The sequence below is a fragment of the Sulfitobacter sp. S190 genome (genome assembly GCF_025141935.1).
In the GTDB taxonomy this organism is placed as follows: Bacteria; Pseudomonadota; Alphaproteobacteria; order Rhodobacterales; family Rhodobacteraceae; genus Sulfitobacter.
This window is the reverse complement of record NZ_CP081124.1, coordinates 35,162-52,377: the sequence shown is the minus strand read 5'-3', so window position 1 is coordinate 52,377 and position 17,216 is coordinate 35,162. Positions and strand designations below refer to the sequence as shown.

At 63.1% G+C, this 17,216-nt stretch carries 18 protein-coding genes and 1 pseudogene; 4 read left to right on the top strand and 15 right to left on the bottom strand.

Features of this window, described 5'->3' with window-relative positions:
- Nucleotide 1: 1 nt before the first annotated feature.
- The 5 genes from K3756_RS18965 to K3756_RS18945 form a co-directional block, all read right to left on the bottom strand.
- A complete protein-coding gene (locus K3756_RS18965) occupies nucleotides 2–1,252 on the bottom strand; it encodes an alginate export family protein (protein WP_259994260.1) in 1,251 nt (416 codons plus the stop codon).
- Nucleotides 1,245–2,597, bottom strand: a complete 1,353-nt coding sequence (locus K3756_RS18960; RefSeq protein WP_259994257.1) for a tyrosinase family protein — start codon at nucleotides 2,595–2,597, stop codon at nucleotides 1,245–1,247. The genes K3756_RS18965 and K3756_RS18960 overlap by 8 nt, the downstream gene beginning before the upstream one ends.
- A 309-nt stretch (nucleotides 2,598–2,906) precedes the next feature.
- Nucleotides 2,907–3,659, bottom strand: a complete 753-nt coding sequence (locus tag K3756_RS18955; protein ID WP_259994255.1) for a hypothetical protein — start codon at nucleotides 3,657–3,659, stop codon at nucleotides 2,907–2,909.
- A gap of 178 nt (nucleotides 3,660–3,837) precedes the next feature.
- Nucleotides 3,838–5,007: an HlyD family secretion protein gene (locus tag K3756_RS18950; RefSeq protein ID WP_259994253.1), complete on the bottom strand. Its 1,170-nt coding sequence runs from the start codon at nucleotides 5,005–5,007 to the stop codon at nucleotides 3,838–3,840.
- Complete coding sequence (locus tag K3756_RS18945) at nucleotides 5,004–6,581, bottom strand: MFS transporter (protein WP_259994251.1); 1,578 nt, start codon at nucleotides 6,579–6,581, stop codon at nucleotides 5,004–5,006. The genes K3756_RS18950 and K3756_RS18945 overlap by 4 nt, the downstream gene beginning before the upstream one ends.
- Before the next feature lie 313 nt (nucleotides 6,582–6,894).
- Here K3756_RS18945 and K3756_RS18940 point away from each other — a divergent pair, with 313 nt between their 5' ends.
- Nucleotides 6,895–7,536 carry a VOC family protein gene (locus tag K3756_RS18940; protein WP_259994249.1) on the top strand — a complete coding sequence of 214 codons (642 nt, stop codon included), beginning with the start codon at nucleotides 6,895–6,897 and terminating at the stop codon, nucleotides 7,534–7,536.
- Between the two features lie 100 nt (nucleotides 7,537–7,636).
- On the opposite strand, the gene K3756_RS18935 is transcribed toward K3756_RS18940, so the two are convergent.
- The 9 genes and pseudogenes from K3756_RS18935 to K3756_RS18895 form a co-directional block, all read right to left on the bottom strand.
- Complete coding sequence (locus tag K3756_RS18935) at nucleotides 7,637–7,855, bottom strand: hypothetical protein (RefSeq protein ID WP_259994247.1); 219 nt, start codon at nucleotides 7,853–7,855, stop codon at nucleotides 7,637–7,639.
- Between the two features lie 276 nt (nucleotides 7,856–8,131).
- Nucleotides 8,132–8,839, bottom strand: a pseudogene (locus K3756_RS18930) (PepSY domain-containing protein); the annotation flags it as partial.
- 50 nt (nucleotides 8,840–8,889) lie between these two features.
- Nucleotides 8,890–9,261 carry a hypothetical protein gene (locus K3756_RS18925; protein ID WP_259994246.1) on the bottom strand — a complete coding sequence of 124 codons (372 nt, stop codon included), beginning with the start codon at nucleotides 9,259–9,261 and terminating at the stop codon, nucleotides 8,890–8,892.
- 49 nt (nucleotides 9,262–9,310) lie between these two features.
- On the bottom strand, nucleotides 9,311–9,814 hold the full coding sequence (locus K3756_RS18920; RefSeq protein WP_259994244.1) for a DUF3299 domain-containing protein: 504 nt from the start codon (nucleotides 9,812–9,814) through the stop codon (nucleotides 9,311–9,313).
- Nucleotides 9,808–10,311, bottom strand: a complete 504-nt coding sequence (locus tag K3756_RS18915; RefSeq protein ID WP_259994241.1) for a DUF3299 domain-containing protein — start codon at nucleotides 10,309–10,311, stop codon at nucleotides 9,808–9,810. Before K3756_RS18915 ends, K3756_RS18920 begins: the two co-directional genes overlap by 7 nt.
- 19 nt (nucleotides 10,312–10,330) lie before the next feature.
- On the bottom strand, nucleotides 10,331–11,581 hold the full coding sequence (locus tag K3756_RS18910; RefSeq protein ID WP_259994239.1) for an ABC transporter permease: 1,251 nt from the start codon (nucleotides 11,579–11,581) through the stop codon (nucleotides 10,331–10,333).
- A complete protein-coding gene (locus K3756_RS18905; RefSeq protein WP_259994237.1) occupies nucleotides 11,578–12,276 on the bottom strand; it encodes an ABC transporter ATP-binding protein in 699 nt (232 codons plus the stop codon). Before K3756_RS18905 ends, K3756_RS18910 begins: the two co-directional genes overlap by 4 nt.
- A gap of 2 nt (nucleotides 12,277–12,278) precedes the next feature.
- Nucleotides 12,279–12,914: a DUF2796 domain-containing protein gene (locus K3756_RS18900; protein ID WP_311201719.1), complete on the bottom strand. Its 636-nt coding sequence runs from the start codon at nucleotides 12,912–12,914 to the stop codon at nucleotides 12,279–12,281.
- A 220-nt stretch (nucleotides 12,915–13,134) separates the two neighbouring features.
- The gene (locus K3756_RS18895; protein ID WP_259994352.1) at nucleotides 13,135–13,662 is read right to left on the bottom strand and encodes a TetR/AcrR family transcriptional regulator; all 528 of its coding nucleotides are present in this window, start codon (nucleotides 13,660–13,662) and stop codon (nucleotides 13,135–13,137) included.
- 103 nt (nucleotides 13,663–13,765) lie between these two features.
- Here K3756_RS18895 and K3756_RS18890 point away from each other — a divergent pair, with 103 nt between their 5' ends.
- On the top strand, nucleotides 13,766–14,635 hold the full coding sequence (locus tag K3756_RS18890; protein WP_259994350.1) for a serine aminopeptidase domain-containing protein: 870 nt from the start codon (nucleotides 13,766–13,768) through the stop codon (nucleotides 14,633–14,635).
- Here the strand turns inward: K3756_RS18890 and K3756_RS18885 are convergent.
- Nucleotides 14,627–15,682, bottom strand: coding sequence for a LacI family DNA-binding transcriptional regulator (locus tag K3756_RS18885; RefSeq protein WP_259994348.1), 1,056 nt, complete (start codon nucleotides 15,680–15,682; stop codon nucleotides 14,627–14,629). The two genes, K3756_RS18890 and K3756_RS18885, sit on opposite strands and share 9 nt — an antisense overlap.
- 120 nt (nucleotides 15,683–15,802) lie before the next feature.
- Between K3756_RS18885 and K3756_RS18880 the strand changes: the two genes are divergently transcribed.
- On the top strand, nucleotides 15,803–15,988 hold the full coding sequence (locus K3756_RS18880; RefSeq protein ID WP_259994356.1) for a hypothetical protein: 186 nt from the start codon (nucleotides 15,803–15,805) through the stop codon (nucleotides 15,986–15,988).
- Between the two features lie 21 nt (nucleotides 15,989–16,009).
- Entirely contained in the window at nucleotides 16,010–17,158 is a 1,149-nt protein-coding gene (locus K3756_RS18875) for a TRAP transporter substrate-binding protein (RefSeq protein ID WP_259994346.1), read from the top strand.
- The last annotated feature ends 58 nt before the right edge of the window (nucleotides 17,159–17,216 follow it).

The following is a 17,216-nucleotide window of genomic DNA, read 5'->3' as shown; positions in this document are numbered from 1 at the left end:
TTCAAAAGGTGAATTTGATCGTGAGTTCGATAAAGTCGATGGGATCTGACGGTCCGGTTTCGCGAATGAAATCGCCGGGGTGGGATCGGGCGTAGATCGCGCTGAACAGAACATCGTCACGGGCCTGCCATTCGACGCCCGCGGATAAGGACGTGTTGACATAGCGGGCATCGGACCCTTCTGGCCCCCGCAGCAAACTGCCCGACGGGGAATAGATGCCGTCGTTACGGTCGAGCCGCCAAAAGAAATTCATATCGACATAGACCAGCAGATCGTCCCGCGGGAACATCTGCAACGATGGACGCAGGTTGATGAAATTGCTCGGCCCCAGCAGCGCGATATCGGAGAAATAGCTGCCACGGGGATAGAGCGCGTTGAAGGTTTCGAGCCGCCCGTCGCCCCGGTCGCTGTCGCCGGACGCGACATTTGCCGACAGTCCCAGACGCGGCTTGAGCGGACGGTCCCGCCATTGGTGGCTGATGTCGGCGGCGATGGTCCACGCGCGGATATCATCCCGTCCCGCGCGCCCGAACTGGTAGGCCGCTTCGGCGTTCCAAGCCCATGGGCCATTCTCGCCAAAACTGCGCAGCCCCAGCGTTTGACGCCGCTCATCGGCCGTACCTTCGATATTTTCGCGGTCGTCGAACCCCGCAAACAGATAGTAAAGATGGAGGTTACCGACCGGGGCAGCGCCCGACCAGTAAAGCCCCGCCAGCACACGGTCATCGTCGGAGGTGTCGTTGAACGCGCCGGTGGTTTCAACGTCGACAAGCTGCAGCGCAAAAGCATCGAGCGTCGCGTCACCCAGCGCAAAGACGCCGCGCACGCCGTCCCAGACTCGGCGCACATTTGTCCCGTCGCGCCATCCGACCAACCGCTGCGATCCCAGGCGCATTTCCTGACGGCCCAGCCTCACAAAGCGGTCTTCGCTGCCGACCTCCACATATGCTTCGTGCAGGTCGAGCACGTTGCGGTCCACCGGACTGTCGCTGAAACCGGTCTGCACCGCGCTGAGCAAATTGATCCTGCCGCGCAGGGCAGGGGCCACTTCCGCGTCAATCTGAAACCGGAGCCGCTGGGTCAGCGACCAACCCCGATCGGGGTTCGCGTCATCAAAACCATTCCCCGACAGATACGTCGCGCGCTCGCGTATCTCGCCCGAAAAGCTCAGGCGCGGACCTTCCTGCGCGGCCGCAGCGCAGACAGACCAGCACCAGCCCGCCACCATCGCAATGTACCAGAACCTACGCATCGACGGTGATCGAGACGCCCTGAAACGGCACCGGAGCCTCAGGAATGTCGCGCCCCTTGAGCGGCACAGGAACACCCACAACCCGAATGCGACGGTTCTGCAACAATTGGTCCAGAGCCCGCGGAGGAACCTCGACCTGACTGGTGACGGAATGCTCCAGCCCGCGGTTGAGATCGGGGATCGGCAGGATCGTGAAGGTACCGATGTAGGTGGCCGCACCCCCGGGGCTGTCGTCGACAAAGAAGAGCCGGTGCTGGAACGGCTGGATCGGCAGGCTCATCCGTTCGTAGTTGAGCGACACGCGCCCCGGCCCGTCCCCGCGCGCAACAACCGAAATCGCCGCAAGGTCGGTACCGTCTGGGTCGATCGCGCCGAAATCGAGCCCCCAACCATCGTAGACCGGGGTCGTTTCCGGCGTCAGGGTCAGGGCATAGTCCAGATCGTCAAATCTGTAGCCGAGCGGTTCGGTCTCCAGCACGTCGCGCACCGTCACATCCTCGAGCAGACCACTCGGGCCCGCAAACCAGAACCGCTCATCCAGCCAATCTGCGTCAGTTGGATTGGCCCGGCCACCCCCCTGCGCCAGCCAGATGGCCCACAGACGGTCGATCTGGCCGTGGTGGCTTTGGAAAATCGGATCGTTACCGGCACCATCAAAGGAGGCCATCTGCCCCCCGATCCAGTTGTGGATGCAATTATGCACCGATTGCTCCAGCGTGCCTTCGACCTGTATCTCGCCCGGATCGCGGCGACGGCCGCCAAAATGTTCCCACTTCGTGGCCCGCAACACTGGCCCCAGTTCGACAAAATCGGGCTCTACGCGGTCGCCTGCTTCCTGATAGCGGCTGGGGTTGTTGAGCGGATTGTCCTCGCCGAAATACCACGCGGGCAATTGCGGATTGCGGGTCCAGTCCCAATAGGGCAGCCCGAACGACGGCTCATTGAGAATGCGGCGCACCCGTTGTTCGATATTGGCCAGATAGGCGCGGTGCCACGGCAGAAAATACCACCCGTAGTGCACCTGGTACTGGAAACTGTTGGACGAGCAGAACAGCGAATGATGCGCCCAATGTTGCCGCCAGCCCAGCGGGTCGAGCGGATTGACCTTCGAGCGGTCTTTCATCCAGGCGACCGCCTCGCGGTACATGCGCACATCGTCGCTGTCGGCGGTCAGGCTGTTGGCCTCCTTGCGCACGCCCATGCCGAATATGCCGGTGCGCATCGATCCGTCCGGCGCGGCGGCACGGCCCATCCGGCCGCCCCCCGCAATTAACAGTCCCGCGCCCGCGGCTCCGGCAGCAAGCGCCGCGCGACGTGTCAGATGGGCCTTGGCGTGTTTGCGCATGATCGCTCTCCTGTTCACGCGCGAAAGCTCTGCGCATGGATCTGGCGGAATTTGGCGGATTTGCGGTATCGGGTGCGGCGCGGGGCAACTGCCACAGCCCCGCGGGATAGCAGAATTATCCGGGGTCTGTGGTCAAGACTACGCCAGCGGAGACATCGGTTATTTCAAGGTTTTGCCGCTTACATCGCTTTCGGTGGACCCTGCATGAACCCCGCCGCGGTCGTCCCTCCACTGGCGTCCGGCGGCAGCAGCCCCGGCGCCTGAACCTGCGTGGAGCGATCAGAAAACGGTCCGATCCCTTGCGCAAATCTATGGTGTGTCGAACTGATCGTCGTCGGATTTCGTGACGCCAGACACAAACCCGTCGGGTGCCGTGCGACGGTAGGCCGGATTTGCATCCGCATCCGGCACCGCAGGGCGATCCTGCGCAGCGCCTGCACGAAACGCGGCGACCAGATCGGCGGCGGGTGCCTCATTGCCCCGCACGAAAATATCGTTGCGCCGTCCGTGCAGCGCATGGGTCAGACGCGCGATGTTTGCGCCGTGATGGAAGGCCGCCTGCACCATGGGTTCGGACGGCCAATAAGGCTCCATCCGCGCGCCACCGCTGCGCCCTGCGGGACCCCAATGCAGGCCCGCGTGATCCGCACCGGGCGTGCATTTCGGCAACGGCGTCAGGATCATCCCGTTGGCCGCCATCGCCGCCAGCATCCCCAACTGGCACATCTCCGCGCCCGCACCGGCATCACCATGCCCTCCACCGATGGAAAACGTACCGCCCACCATGCCCACCATCCTGTCGTCAAGCCACGCGGTTTCCAGCGTTTCTTCGATGAACCGCTTGATCCTGTGGTGCATGTTGCGGTGGCGCACGGGCGTGCCAAGGATCAGCGCGTCATGCGCGGCGACCTCTTCGAACGTCATTTCGGTTCCGGTTTCCAGCACCACGTCAGTACACGAAACATGCGGCACGCTTTGCACGCCCTTCCTGACGGCATCGGCCATTTTGCGGGTGGAATTGGTTTCCGTGGTCCAGACCAAAAGCACGCGAGACGTTGCCAAATCAGCTCTCCTTCTTGCCCGCGTCGGGGGCGGATTACCTGCCGGAACGCGCGCACGGGAGGAAAACACAAGCGCCCCGACAGGGTAGGTTGGTGCGCTTTTGATCCGCACCACACAGCCAGCGTACCGTGTGAAGTGCTTTTCGGTATTTCAGCAGACCGTCTTTTTCATGATCCGGTCACTCCGACCGCAAGCCCGGATGATCGGGCAACTGCCGCGCGGCAGGGGCCGGTGCGCGTACGGGTCCATCGGCACCACAGGCAAAACCGGTTCCCGCAGTCCACGGAAGCCCCCCCGCATCCGCGGCCCCCGTGCGATGGGATCCGATGGCGATGCGCGGCACCACGGACATGCCCGGCGCGATCTGCGGCAGCAGCGCGTCCGTCGCATCAAAGCGCAATCGGACCGCGAACCGGCGCACGATCTTGGTGAAGTTTCCAGTGGCATTGTCAGCAGGGATCAGGGCAAATTCGCTGCCTGCGGCGGGCGCGATGCTCTCGACGGTGGCACAGGCAACGGCCCCGCCCAGCACGTCGATCGCCACTTCTGCCCGGTCTCCCGGCACCAGCCGCGCCAGTTCCGTTTCACGGATGTTCGCTTCGACCCAAATCGCGCCATCGGGCACCAGTGCCATGGTTGCCACCCCTGCGGCCAGATATTCGCCCACCCGCGTGCGGCGGTTCGAGATGACCCCCGCCGCGGGAGCCCAGACCTGCGTATCCTCGAGCGTGATCCGGGCGGTGTCGCGCGTGGCTTGCGCCGCACTCAGCGCCGCTTCGATGGACAGCTGCTCTGCATCCAGCACATCGGTCTGGGCCGCCTCCAGACCCAGATCGGCCTGCGCTTCGGTGACACGCGCGCGCGCCACGATGTCGGCGGCGGCGGTGTCGTCCAACCGCTGGCGGGTGCCTGTGCCGCTGTCGACAAGCCGGCTGGCGCGGTCAAATTCGTTCTGCGCAAAGGTCGCTTCGGCCTGTCGCGCCTCCAGCGTGGACCGGGCGGCGGCGATACGCGCGTCCTGCAACACCCGGCGCGCCGCGAGGTTGGACAGCGCGGCCTGCTGGATCGCGATCTGCGCGTCGGCCTCCTGCAGGGCCGCCCGATAATCGCGCGGATCGATACGGAACAGCGGTTGCTTCGCCGCGACCCGCTGATTGTCATCGACGAAAATCTCGACCGCATAGCCCGGCACCCGCGCCGCAATCGTCGTGATTTCACCCTTCACATAGGCGTTCTTCGTGCTGACAAACCGGCGCTGACCGTCCCAGAAGGACACCGCGCCCCATGCAGCGGCGGCCAAAAGCACGCTCCCGCCGATCGCGGCCAGAAACCGGGTTGCAGCACTCATATGTCTTCTCCTTTTTCGGGCGGAGTGCGAATGCCGGGCAGGACCCACACCAGCAGGGCCGCACCTGCCAGCAGCGCGGCAAGAACGGTGAATCCATCGCCGTAGGCCAGCACGAACGCCTGATCGCTGACCTGTCTGCCAAGGGTCGCTGTGGCCTGCGTGCGGCTAAGCTCCGGATCCGACCCGACGGCGGAAAAGGTTCGGGCAAGCATCAACGTCCGCTCTGCTGCGACATCCGAATAGGCGGTGATCTGGTCTACAAGAACGTGCGAATGGTGTTTCTCACGTTCCGTTACCAGCGTCGCGATGAACCCGGCACCCGCCGCCTGCCCGACGATCCGCGTCAGATTGAACAGCGTGCCAGCGGTTGGCCCCTGCGGCGGGCCAAGCCCGTGGGTCGCAAACAGCAAAAGCGCAAATACGAAAAACGCCTGCCCGACCCCGAGAAGCACAAGCGACATCCTGAACTGGTCGGCGGCCCAAAGCGGATCAAGATCGATGTTTACGAACGCCGCGGCCGCAAACGCCGCCAACCCGATCATCAACACGACACGCGGGTCCGCCCATCTGCTCACGGCATAGGCCAGCGGGAACGCCACCAGATGCACCGGCAGCAACCAGATCGTCACATCGCCAAGGTTCTCGGGCCGGTACCCTTGCAACCGCACAAGGTATTGCGGGATCACGAACGCCACGACCAACAGCGCAAAGCGCAGGGTCAGCGCCATGAAGATGGCCCAGCCGAATGTCGGTATCGCCAACAGCCGCAACTGTATGAACGGCGCCGGCGCCCGCAACAACGACACGCAGGCCAGCAGCAGCAAACCGGCCCCCATCGCCAGCAGCGTCACGACAAGATCGCTTTCGAACCAGAACCGCCGTTCGGCCTGCGACAATCCCGCAACCATGCACGCACAGCCCGAAGCCAACAGGACATAGCTGCGCCAGTCTGCCGAAGCGACAGGCCCGCGGGCGAAGGGCGAGGGGGCAAACCGCATCCAGACGGCAATGCCGATGCCGGTGGCCCAGACCAGTTGGAACACGGCCGGTCCCTGCCAGCCAAACACTTCCAGCAGCCAGCCACACAGGCTTGCCGCCAAACCGATGCCGACGCTCGTGGCCGCCGCAAACAGCAGCAGCCCCTCTTTCTGGCCTTTCGCGGGCGGGAAAGACCGCATCACCAGCAGCATCGTCATGATCGGGAACATCCCCGAGGAGGCCCCCTGAACCGCCCGCAAGACCGTCAGGGGCCACAGGCTGTTCGTCAGCAACTCGCCCAGTGAAGACACCGCCAACCCCGCCGCGGCCCACAAAAGCACCCGCCGCGGGCCAAACGCCGCAACACAGACGGGCGCGAGCGGAACGCTCAGCGGTTGCGCCGCCAGATACACGGTCGTCAGCCACGATGCGTCGAACGCAGACCGGCCAATCGCCCCCGCAACATCCGGCAAGGCAAGCACGCCCAGCTGGCCCGACACGATCGCGGCCACACAGCCGCACGCCGCAATCGCCACCATCGACACGCGCAATCCGAGCGGTGGAAGGGCTGGAGGTGATGGCGCTGCATCCGTCACGAGACCGGTCTCTCATCAAAACGCGGCACAGGCCGCAATACTTAACCGACCCTAACCATGACCGTTTGCGCGTATTCCACGCAGTTGCCGATGCCAACAGCTTGCCATGCGGTCTGTGCATCAAATTTTTACATAATGATTATTCTAAGCAGGCCGTGCGTTTTTCCGCAAAGCGCAAACGTCACTCTGCTCTCAAGAATCCAAAAGGCGCCCGATACCTTCGGCCCGCACAGGGTTGCCGTCTGTTGCCAGCCGAAAGGCGTCTGCTATGTCAGACAGGAGAGGCTGTGACACACATAGGCTTTGATCCGAAATGAAAACCATCACGTGCGCGGCTTTTGCCGAACTAGATCATATCTTTCTCGTCGTCGCAGACGAGCGAACCGCGCGGTCCACGATGAAGGACGCCGACCTTCGCGTGAATTATACGCGGGATCATCCCGGTCAGGGAACACGCAACATCTGCGCGTGTCTCGACAACGTATTCCTCGAACTGTTGTGGCATGACAAAACCACAGTCAGCGCGGAGAGCGAGGCGATCACGCTCGGCGCGAGGATAAGAGGAGAAGGGTGTCCTATCGGGATTTCATGGCGGGGGATGTCCCCGTTCGAGGACACGGCGGAAGGCACAGAACCCTATAACGCACCATTCTTGCCGAAAGGCATGAGCATCCCCGTCGCCGCAGCGAGCCTCGATCCTATGCTGCCATTTGTCTTTCGCACGCCGGGTGGAACACCCCCGATTGACCGTACGGACGGGCTTGTCGGACGCCGCCAAGCACCGGAACTTGCAACACTTTCACATTGCGAGGTTTCCTTGCCTGATCCCGGTGCAGCCGAACATCTGTTGGCACCCTTCAGGCAGATTTCACTCCGCCAAGGGGAGTATGCTCTGAAACTGGTTTTGCTCCGACCCGATCAATCGGTCGGTCGGACCATTACGTGGTCGGTGTGATGAGCGGCGGAAAGCACGCAACCCAAGTGGCACGTTGAACACATAAGCTTAGGTGCGCGCGCGCGTCAGCCAGTTTGGAAAAGCCCAGATCGACAGGTGCTTATTCTGATGATCGGTCCAACCAGCGGATCAAGAGCCACGCGACGCCGCAAATCGAGATAAAGCCACCGACAATCGCAAAACCCTGCCGCATGATGCTATTGGCAATACCGCGCCCGATGTTGTGATCCGGCGGTCCATGACCCGAAAGCCACGCAACGGCAAATATCACAAACCCAATCAGGATGCAGATGATCGGACCGGTTAGATTGATGGCCATATCCTCACTGAACAATTCCAAACAGGAAGCTCACAACAAAGGGGCTAGTACCACATGAAGGATCAATCATCCGGCAGAAGGTGTCAATGTGAGCGCTCTGTAGCCGCCAGATAGAGAGCAGCATCAAGGCGGATACGCGCGCGATAGAGCGGGCTGACCACTACCAGTCGCACCGGCTTGTCGGTCTTGTCGGACAAACCCGGACCCGCCATCACACCGGACCGCGTTCGTCAAATACAGTGGCGTGGCGATCATGCCGCCACGCCACTGCGCGCTTTACGTCAGGCTTTGCCGCACTTTGGGCAGGCGTGACAGGACAAGCGTGTCGAGTGCGAGAACGACCAGCAACGCGATCCCTGCCATGGGAAAGGCCATCGACACGCCCAGACCGACCAGCACCGCGCCTTGCCACAACGGCAGTTCGCGGGGCATGGGGGGCGCCACCAAACGGCCCGCCTTGCTCGGTCGCCGCTTCCACCACAGAACCAGCGAACTGGCGCAAAGAAACAGGACAGCAAGGCACATCACCGTGTTGGCAAGCACGCTCCAAAGTCCCAGCGTACCCATATGCAGCGCGATCCCCACTGCCATCGCCTTGCCCGCCAGCGAATAATCCGTATGGCGCACATCGGCGAGTATCTTGCCGGTGTACTGATCAACATGGACGGTCCGGTCGGTGGTCGGCGCCGTGCTGTCGGTGCTCATCGAATCGCGGCTCAGCGTCCAGACACCCGTGGGCCCCAACGGCAGGTTCAGCTGGTACCGGGCGTCGAACCCGATGGTTCTAGCCAGAGCATCGACACTACCCAATGTCACCGGCCCGGTCACACCGACCACGCCAGCGTCACTGCCGGACGCGGGCATCGGGGTCTGCTCCAGCGCCCAGGGCACCTCGCGGCGGTCGTGGTTCATGCTGGCGTGCGTATCGTCCGACAGCGGCACCGCATCCCATTTCTCCGCCGGAAACTGGCTCCAAGCCTGAAGGTCCGCCACAGCACGGGGCGGACGAATGCAAAAAGGGATTCTTTGTGCAATCAGGCTCGGGGCGGTGCGCGCACCAGCCGCGCAGGATCGAGCGCGCGGCTGTGGGCGATACGTTTGCCGATGCTGCGCAACACAAAGGTCTGTGCTGCCAGCCGGGGCGGTGATGCGTAACAGACCCCGACCAGATGCGCCGCGTCACCGATGCGGCAGGCTTCGCAGTCCACCGGAACCGCCATGCCATCGCCACCGGTCAATCCGCAAATATCGGAAATCGCGCCACCCGCCGCCACATAATCGGCAAGCTCGGGCGACAGGGTCTGCTTACCGGAACGGTGGGCAAAGCCAAGCAGCACAACAGCCATCACCGCCACAGCGATCATGAGTTTCTGGCAGACTTGGGCGGCGGTCCGGATCATGGTCATGGGCTAGCAAACCACCAGGGATCGCGCCAGCGGACTTTGACGGATCGGCCTAGAACGGCTCAATCCGGTCTGCCGACAGGGCATAGGCGATATCGGCCAACTGCGTCGACATGGAAGACGTGCCAAACATGCCGATCACGTTGATTGCCTCAAACAGACCCGAACTCTCGTATGGCTCCGAAGTGGTGACAAACACCAGCTGGTTGGCGGGGGGCGGGGGCACATGCACACAGGCCCCCACAAACGGCACAAGGATGAACGCGGTAACGCCCGATCCGGAATAATCTATCGGCACGATGTATCCCGGAAGGCGCACGATTTCGCCGTTCCAATCGACCCGCACGCCCTGCGACGGGGGCTGCTGGCTCGACAGGCCGGGGCCGTCATGCTGCAACAGTTCCTGCAAGGCAGGGGGCATCGCGGGCTGCCCTTCGGGCAGCAGATCCGTCCAGTTCAGATCAATGTATTCCTTGGCCACCGCCGCACGGGGCGCAAGCGAAAGCGCGCCCAGACCGGCCAGAACCGCGCGCCTGCCGGGTCCGCGCTTTACCACTCGTACACCTCTATTTTCTCGGCCGTCATCGCGTATCCGATTTCGGCGATGCTGGTCGATTGCATCTCGTGGCGCATGATGCCGGTGACCCATACCGGATCCCACATCTGGTCGCTCGGCCACGGCGCCTTTGTATCGACGAACACCAGTTGATTGGCCGGGGGCGGTGGCGTGTGAATGCAGGCACCCACATAGGGCACCATGATAAAGCTGGTCACACCCCCGCTCGACATATCGAGCGGCAGCACATAGCCGGGCATCTTGATATAGGCGCCATGCAGCGCCTTGTTGAGCTTCTTGGCGTTTGCATCGAATTCGGGCAACCACCTGTCGTTGGCCTCGTCGATCTCTCCGGGTCCGATGATTTCACCGTAGGGCACGCCCTTGGGGATCAGATCTTCCCACCCGATCTGGCGCGGTGCCGCGGCAAACGCCGTGCGGGGCATCACCGCACCGGCAAAGGCGCTCGACACCATCATTCTGCGTGACATGTTCATGCGGCTTCTCCCATCATGTTCAAATCCTCACCATCATACCATCTGCAAGCGACATCCGGTAGGCACGGAGTGCGGGCACAAGACTCACAATCGCGCCAGCGGCCACCACGCCTGCCAGCACCCAGACCTCGCGCAGGGTCGGCGGCTCGATCGGCAACCATAGCCCGAACGCCGCATCGATCATCGGCTGCGCCACCCACAGGCCAAGATACAGCAGGACCAGTCCGACCACCGCACCAATCGCCGCCATCATCACGGCCTCCAGCACCAGCAGGCTCACGATCACACGCGGGCGGGCCCCCATGGCACGGAAAATCGCCATTTCGCGGCGTCTTTCACTGAGGCTGGAAAATATCGTCGCCATCATGCCGATCAATGCGGTCACCACGACCATCCCCGACACCGCGATCAGCGCGGTTTCCGCAATGCCCACGATCTGCCAAAGCTCCTGAAGCGCCACGCCCGGCAGGATCGCCAGCAAGGGCTCTGCGGGATATTCGTTGATGGCGCGTTGCAACGCAAAGACCTGCAAGCGGCTTTTCACCCCGACCAGTGCTGCCGTGACGGCCTGCGGCTCCAGCGCCATTTTGCGGATGTCCTCGGGCGACGTCACCTGCCCGGGGATTTGCGCGCCACTTTGCCAATCGACGTGGATCGCCTCGATCGCTTCAAGGCTCACGATCACCGTACGGTCGACGGGCGTACCGGTTTTCTCCAGCACGCCAGCCACGCGAAAGGGCTGGTTCTCATGGGCGACAAAAGACGCGAGCCCGTGGGACACCACAATCGGATCATCGACCTCATAGCCCAGCGTCGCCGCCACATCGGCCCCGATGACCGCATCGAACAGATCGTCCAGCACCGCGCCTTCCGCCACTGCCAGCGACTGTCCGGCGCGGTATTTGTAGCGTTCGAAAAACGCCGCGGTGGTGCCCATGACCCGAAACTGTCGGTGGCTGTCGCCCAGCGAAATCGGCACGATCCAGTCGACTTCGGGCCGCGCGGCAATATCGCCGTAGCTTTCCCATGTCAGATTGTTGGTGGCATTGCCGATGCGAAACACGGAATAGAGCAGCAGTTGCACAGACCCGGAGCGCGCGCCCACGATCAGATCGGTCCCCGAAATCGTGTCGGCAAAGCTCGCCTTTGCGCCCGTGCGGACCTTTTCGACCCCCAGAAACAACGCAACGGACAGCGCGATTGCCAGCGTCGTCATCGCCACCGTCAGCGCCCGCGCCATCAACGATCCCCAGGCCAGTCGAAAGATCATGCCACCTGCCCTGCCCGCGCAATGTCGGACATCTGCACCACCCGGTCAAAATGCGGTGCCAGCCGGGCGTCGTGGCTCACCATCAACAGGGTGCTGCCACAGGTTGCGGCCTGATCGAACAGCAGTTTGAGAAACGTCGCCTGCGTCGCGGCATCCAGCGCCGATGTCGGTTCGTCCGCGATGATCAGCGGCGGCCCCCCGATCAACGCGCGCGCCGCGGCGACCCGCTGCTGTTGCCCGACACTCAATGTGCCCGCAGGGGCCGTGACCGTATCGGCCGGCAGCCCCAGATCACGGCACAGCGCGCGCACCGCATCCTGAGGATCGGCAACCCGCGCCCGCCGCTTTGGCGCAAAGCGCAGCGGCAGCAGGATATTGTCGCGCACACTGGCATAGGGCAGCAGGTTGAACTGCTGGAAAATCAGCCCGATCCGTTCCGCACGAAACCTGTCGCGCGCGCCCGCCGACAGCGTCGCGATATCCGTGCCCGCCACCGCGACCGACCCCGCATCGGGCGCAATGGTCCCGCACACGAGCGACAGCAGCGTCGACTTGCCCGACCCGCTTTCGCCCAGAAGCAGTACGCTCTCGGACGGCGCCACACCGAAATCCGGCACCTCCAGCGCGAACGACGACCGCCCCGGCCACCGGTAGCGGACGTGCTTCAGCTTCAGGATCGCGGGGTCCGTCTGCACAATCAGAACATATCGCGCAGATCGAGCGTTGGCGCCGTGCGCATCACCTCGAAGGCCGTGGCCCCCTGATCCGAAATGATCTGCACCTCGAGCTCCTGCGCCCCGGCGAACCGGTCGAAATAGGCAAATTCGATCAAGGTCGCCTGCGCAGGATCGGCACAGGCCAACAGATATTCCGCATGAAACTCCGTATGACCGGCGGCCTCGGCGTGCGCCTCGTGGTCATGTTCCTCCTCGGCGTGCTCTGCGTGCTTCTCTTCTTCGTGGTCATGGGCGTGATCGTGCCCGGCGTGATCTTCCTCGTCATGTTCATCATGCAGGTCCTCGCTGTTGAGCGACGCCGCCGCCTGTACCACGCTGCATCCTGCGGCCCGAGGCAGGACAAACAGATCCAGAGGGCGGGCCAGCGCGGCAACCGCCGCATCCACCTTGGCACGATCATCCGCGGATTGGGCGGCATATTCGAACCCAACGATATCGGCGCCCGGCGCCTGCAGCTCCATCGCGATTTGCCCGTCGTCGAAGGCGATATTCAATTGCCCGACCCCGTGTTCATGCGCGTCCAGCTGGCGCGCGTCCTCGGCGGCCAGGTGCGTCGCGGTGATCAGAAATAATGCAGTGGTCGAAAGTCTCATCATGTCAATAATCCTTCGAAATCTGGGTTAAGGCCGCACCACCTTGGCACCGGCCCTGACGTTCTACAATGCGGCACATGACTCACCTGCCCCATTAAGCGAAAAGCGCCTGTGATTTGGGCACCGGGACCATCATTGCATTTGCACGAACCGATTGATTTCAAGGAATCGCACGCGCCCCGCCGCACGGGCAAAGCCAATAGGCGCAATGGCGCGCAGGGGGCTACCGCGGCGCCGCAAACAACAGCGCCGGCACCTCGCGCAACGTATCCGACCGGCCCGTGGCCCGCGCGAGGGTCCACGCCCCCTGCAGCGTCAGAAACAGCCGCTTCGCCTGCGCATCGGCAACCGCGCCGTCCACGCCCAACCGCTCCGCATGCGCCGCGATCGTCGCCATCCACGTCTCGAAATACCGCGCTGTCGCGGTGCGAAACGTCGCATCCTCAGCCCCGTCGAACAGAATTTGCGAGATCGGACACCCGGCGGTCTTGCCCATCAGATCAAACAGCTTTGCCAGCTTGTAAAACAGCGTCGCCGCCCCCGCCTCGAAGTCCGCCGCCGACCCGAATGCGTCATCGATGATGCGCAGGGTTTCGCGGTGGGCAAGCTCGGCCGCCTCAAGTGCGAGATCGGGTTTGCCGCCCGGAAAATGATGGTAAAGCGATCCCTTCGGCACCCCGGTGGCCGTGAGGATTTCGGTCAAACCCACGCCGTTGAACCCCTTTTCCTGAAACAAGCGGGCGGCAGTCACAGTCAGCCGGTCTTTGGTCGAGGAAGCCATAAATAAGGTTTGACAGGATTGGACTGACTGGTCTAGTCAAAAGGCTAGACCAATCAGTCTAGTCAGGAACGCCATGCCCTCCGCCACCACAGCCGATGCCGATGTCCAACAGCGCCCCGTCACCTTTGCGTCGGTCGACCGGACCCTGACCGGCACAGTATTCGAACCACGCACCACCCCCCGCGCGATTGTCGTGCTCAGCCCTGCCGTCGGTGTGCGGGCGCGGTACTACTCCGCCTTCGCAGACTGGTTGGTGCGCAAGCACACCGTCGCGTGCCTGACCTATGATTACCGCGACTTCGGCGCATCTTCGGCGGGCCCGACGCACCGGTCCGACGCGACGCTCGGTGACTGGGCAGTGACGGATGGCCAATCGGCACGGGCCTTCGCGCAGGCGCAGTTCGGGGAATTGCCCCAATGGATCATCGGTCACTCGCTGGGCGGCATGTGCCTGCCGCTGCAAACCGGTCTGTCACGCGTCGCGCGGGTCATCACCGTGGGCAGCGGTGCGGTCCACGCGGCCGACCACCCGTGGCCCTATCAGGCGCTGGCGCGCACGTTCTGGTCATGGCCGGTGCGCGGCATCGTTGCGGCGAAAGGCATGGTGCCGGGTCGGTTGATGGGGCTGGGTGCGGATTTGCCCGCCGGCGTGTACAGGCAATGGCGGCGGTGGTGCACCACACGTGGATCCTACGCAATCGACATCGGCAAAACCCTGCCCCCACCCAACGCGGAACCACTGGGCTGCCGGGTCAAATTCGTGGCCATCGCCGATGACGCGCTGGTTCCGCCTGCGGCCGTGTGGCGCCTGATGACGCACTACGGCGACACGCCGCGCCAACAACTGACCCTGAAGCCTTCCGCCTTCGGGCTCGACGCCATCGGCCATATCGAGGTGTTCTCCGCCAGCCGCCAATCCACGTGGGACGCGATCCTAGCCTGACGCACCCGCATCCAGCGCCCGCAAAGACCCGCGCATCCGCAGCGCACTGTCCAGCTGCACCGATGTGCCGGTGCTTTCCTTCTCGACCATGCGGATCAGCTCCTGCGCGGCGCGCGTGCCCATCGTGCGGTGCGGCACGTGCACGGTGGTCAATTGCGGCGACACGATCCGCGCCAGCTCTATGTCATCGAAACCGGTGATCGACACGTCCTGCGGCACCCGTAGTCCCATCTCATGCGCGCGCTGGATCGCGCCCACGGCCAGCACGTCATTGCCGCACATCACCACCGTGGGGCGGTGCGGCGCAGCCATCAACTGGCCAAAGGCATTCGCGCCGTTTTCGATCTCGTAGGGGGTCTCGATGACCGGCACCTGATCGGGGTCGATCCCCCCTGCCCGCAGGCCCGCCCGTATGCCTGCCAAACGCTGGCGCGCACGGTCGTTGCCTTCGACAATGCCCGAAATCACGGCGACATCGCGGTGACCCATGCCCAGAACCGTCGCCGTCAGCTCCTGCATGGAGGCACGGTTATCAAAGCCGATGGACGGTTGCGGATTGTCGGGATCGAACGCCCACGCCACCAGCGTCGGCACGGCACGGCGCTGCAGGTAATCGAAAATCGCCGCATCCCTGTCATAGCCGATCAACAACAACCCGTCCGCCCCGCGCGACACGAGCGAGCGGATCTGCTCCGCCTCGATATCGGGCCGGTAGGACGTACTCGACACCAGAAGCGTATACCCCTTTGTGTGCAGCTCTTCCTGAAAGGCCTGCAAACCGCGCGCAAAAATCGCGTTCTCCATCGTCGGAATGATCGCACCGATGGTGAAGGTGCGGCGTGCGGCCATCGCGCGGGCCCCGAAATTGGGCGTGTAGCCCAACGCCTCCACCGCCGCCATGACCCGCGACCGCGTCTTCTGGGACACCTTGTCGGCGGTGTTCAGGCACCGCGACACAGTCGCCGTCGACACACCGGCCTTGCGCGCCACATCATCGAGCGTGGGCACGGCAGGCGTCGCCAGTATTTTCTGCGGGGTCTGATCCATCGGTTTTGCAATATCTCAATTCAGCAAAATAAAAAAGGCGCGTGGGAAAATGTAAGCGCTTGCACGAACGCAATGCAAGCGCTTACAGTAATCGAAGAATCAGCTGCTGAAAGGCCCGCGATGTTTCTTTATGCCTCTTTGATCGTCTTCATCGTGTATTTTACGAATGTCGCGTTGGGTGCATTTTTCAGGAACGCATTTCTGGGTGATGTCGGCGAAATGCTGGTTCTCTTTGCCGCGTCGATCCTTTTTGTCGTCGCGATATTGCAAAAAGAAGCTGACCGAAAAAACAAGAACGGCAGCTAAGTCTCAACGGGAGGAACCAAGATGGATCAAGATCGCAAGGACATTGCGTCGGCCGAGCGCCGGAATTTTCTCAAACTGATGGGCACGGGCGGGTTTACCGCCGCGATGGTCGCCGGGGCCAGCGGGCTCTTGTGGTCCAGCGAAGCGGCCGCACAAACCGCCAACGAAGAGCGCGACCGCGAAAAAGCGGCCGAGCACGTGATGACCATCGGCACCGCCTACGTGCTGGGTGCCTCGCGCAGCTATCCCATCATGCAGCTGGACCTGAAGGAAAACATCCAGAACGCCACCAACGGCAAGGTCTATGTGAAACTGGCCCCCGGTGGCCAGCTGGGATCCGGCGGCAACCTCGTGCAGAAGGTTCAGGGCGGCACCATTCAGGCGGCACAACACTCCCTGTCGAACTTCGCACCCTTCGCGTCCACGGTTGACCTGATCAACATGCCGTATCTGTGCGGTTCGAACCAACGCTTCACCAACCTCGTGAATTCCGATTTCTGGAAAGGCAACGTAGAGCCCAAGGTCGAGGAAAACGGGTTTAAGGCGCTGTTCTACGTCAACATCGACCCCCGCGTCGTTGCCGTGCGCAAAGGCGGTGCCGGTGCGGTGCTCTCGCCCTCCGATCTGGGCGGGGTCAAGTTCCGCGTGCCGGGCTCCAAGATGCTGCAGCAGTACTACCGCATGGTCGGCGCAAACCCGACACCGGTGGCCTGGGGCGAAACACCCTCCGCGATCAAACAGGGCGTGGCCGACGCGCTCGACCCCTCCGTGGGCGCGCTCTATGTCTTCGGCTTCAAGGACATCCTCAGCCACGTGACCTTCACGCAAGCGGTGCCGGACAGCCAAGTCTATTCGTGCAACCTCGAATGGTTCAACTCGATGCCCGCCGACATTCAGGAAGGCATCATGTGGGGCTCTGAAATGACCGCCCACCAGAACCTGAGCAAAGTGCCCTCCGCGCGGGCCTACGCGATGGCGGAACTGGCCAAGGCAGGCGTCGAATTCCACAGCCTCAGCGATGACCAGCTGGGCGAATGGAAAGAGGCAGGCGGCTACCAGCGCTCCGAATGGGACAGCTTCAAAACCGAACTGGCAGGCTCAATGGACGCCTTCGCCAAGATGGAAGAAGCCGCCGGCACGCAAGGCAAATACTTCGTGCACGACGCCTGAACCAACAGACGGGTGCCCCCGCACGGGCGCCCGTCACCCCCCGTTTCCGACAGCCCCG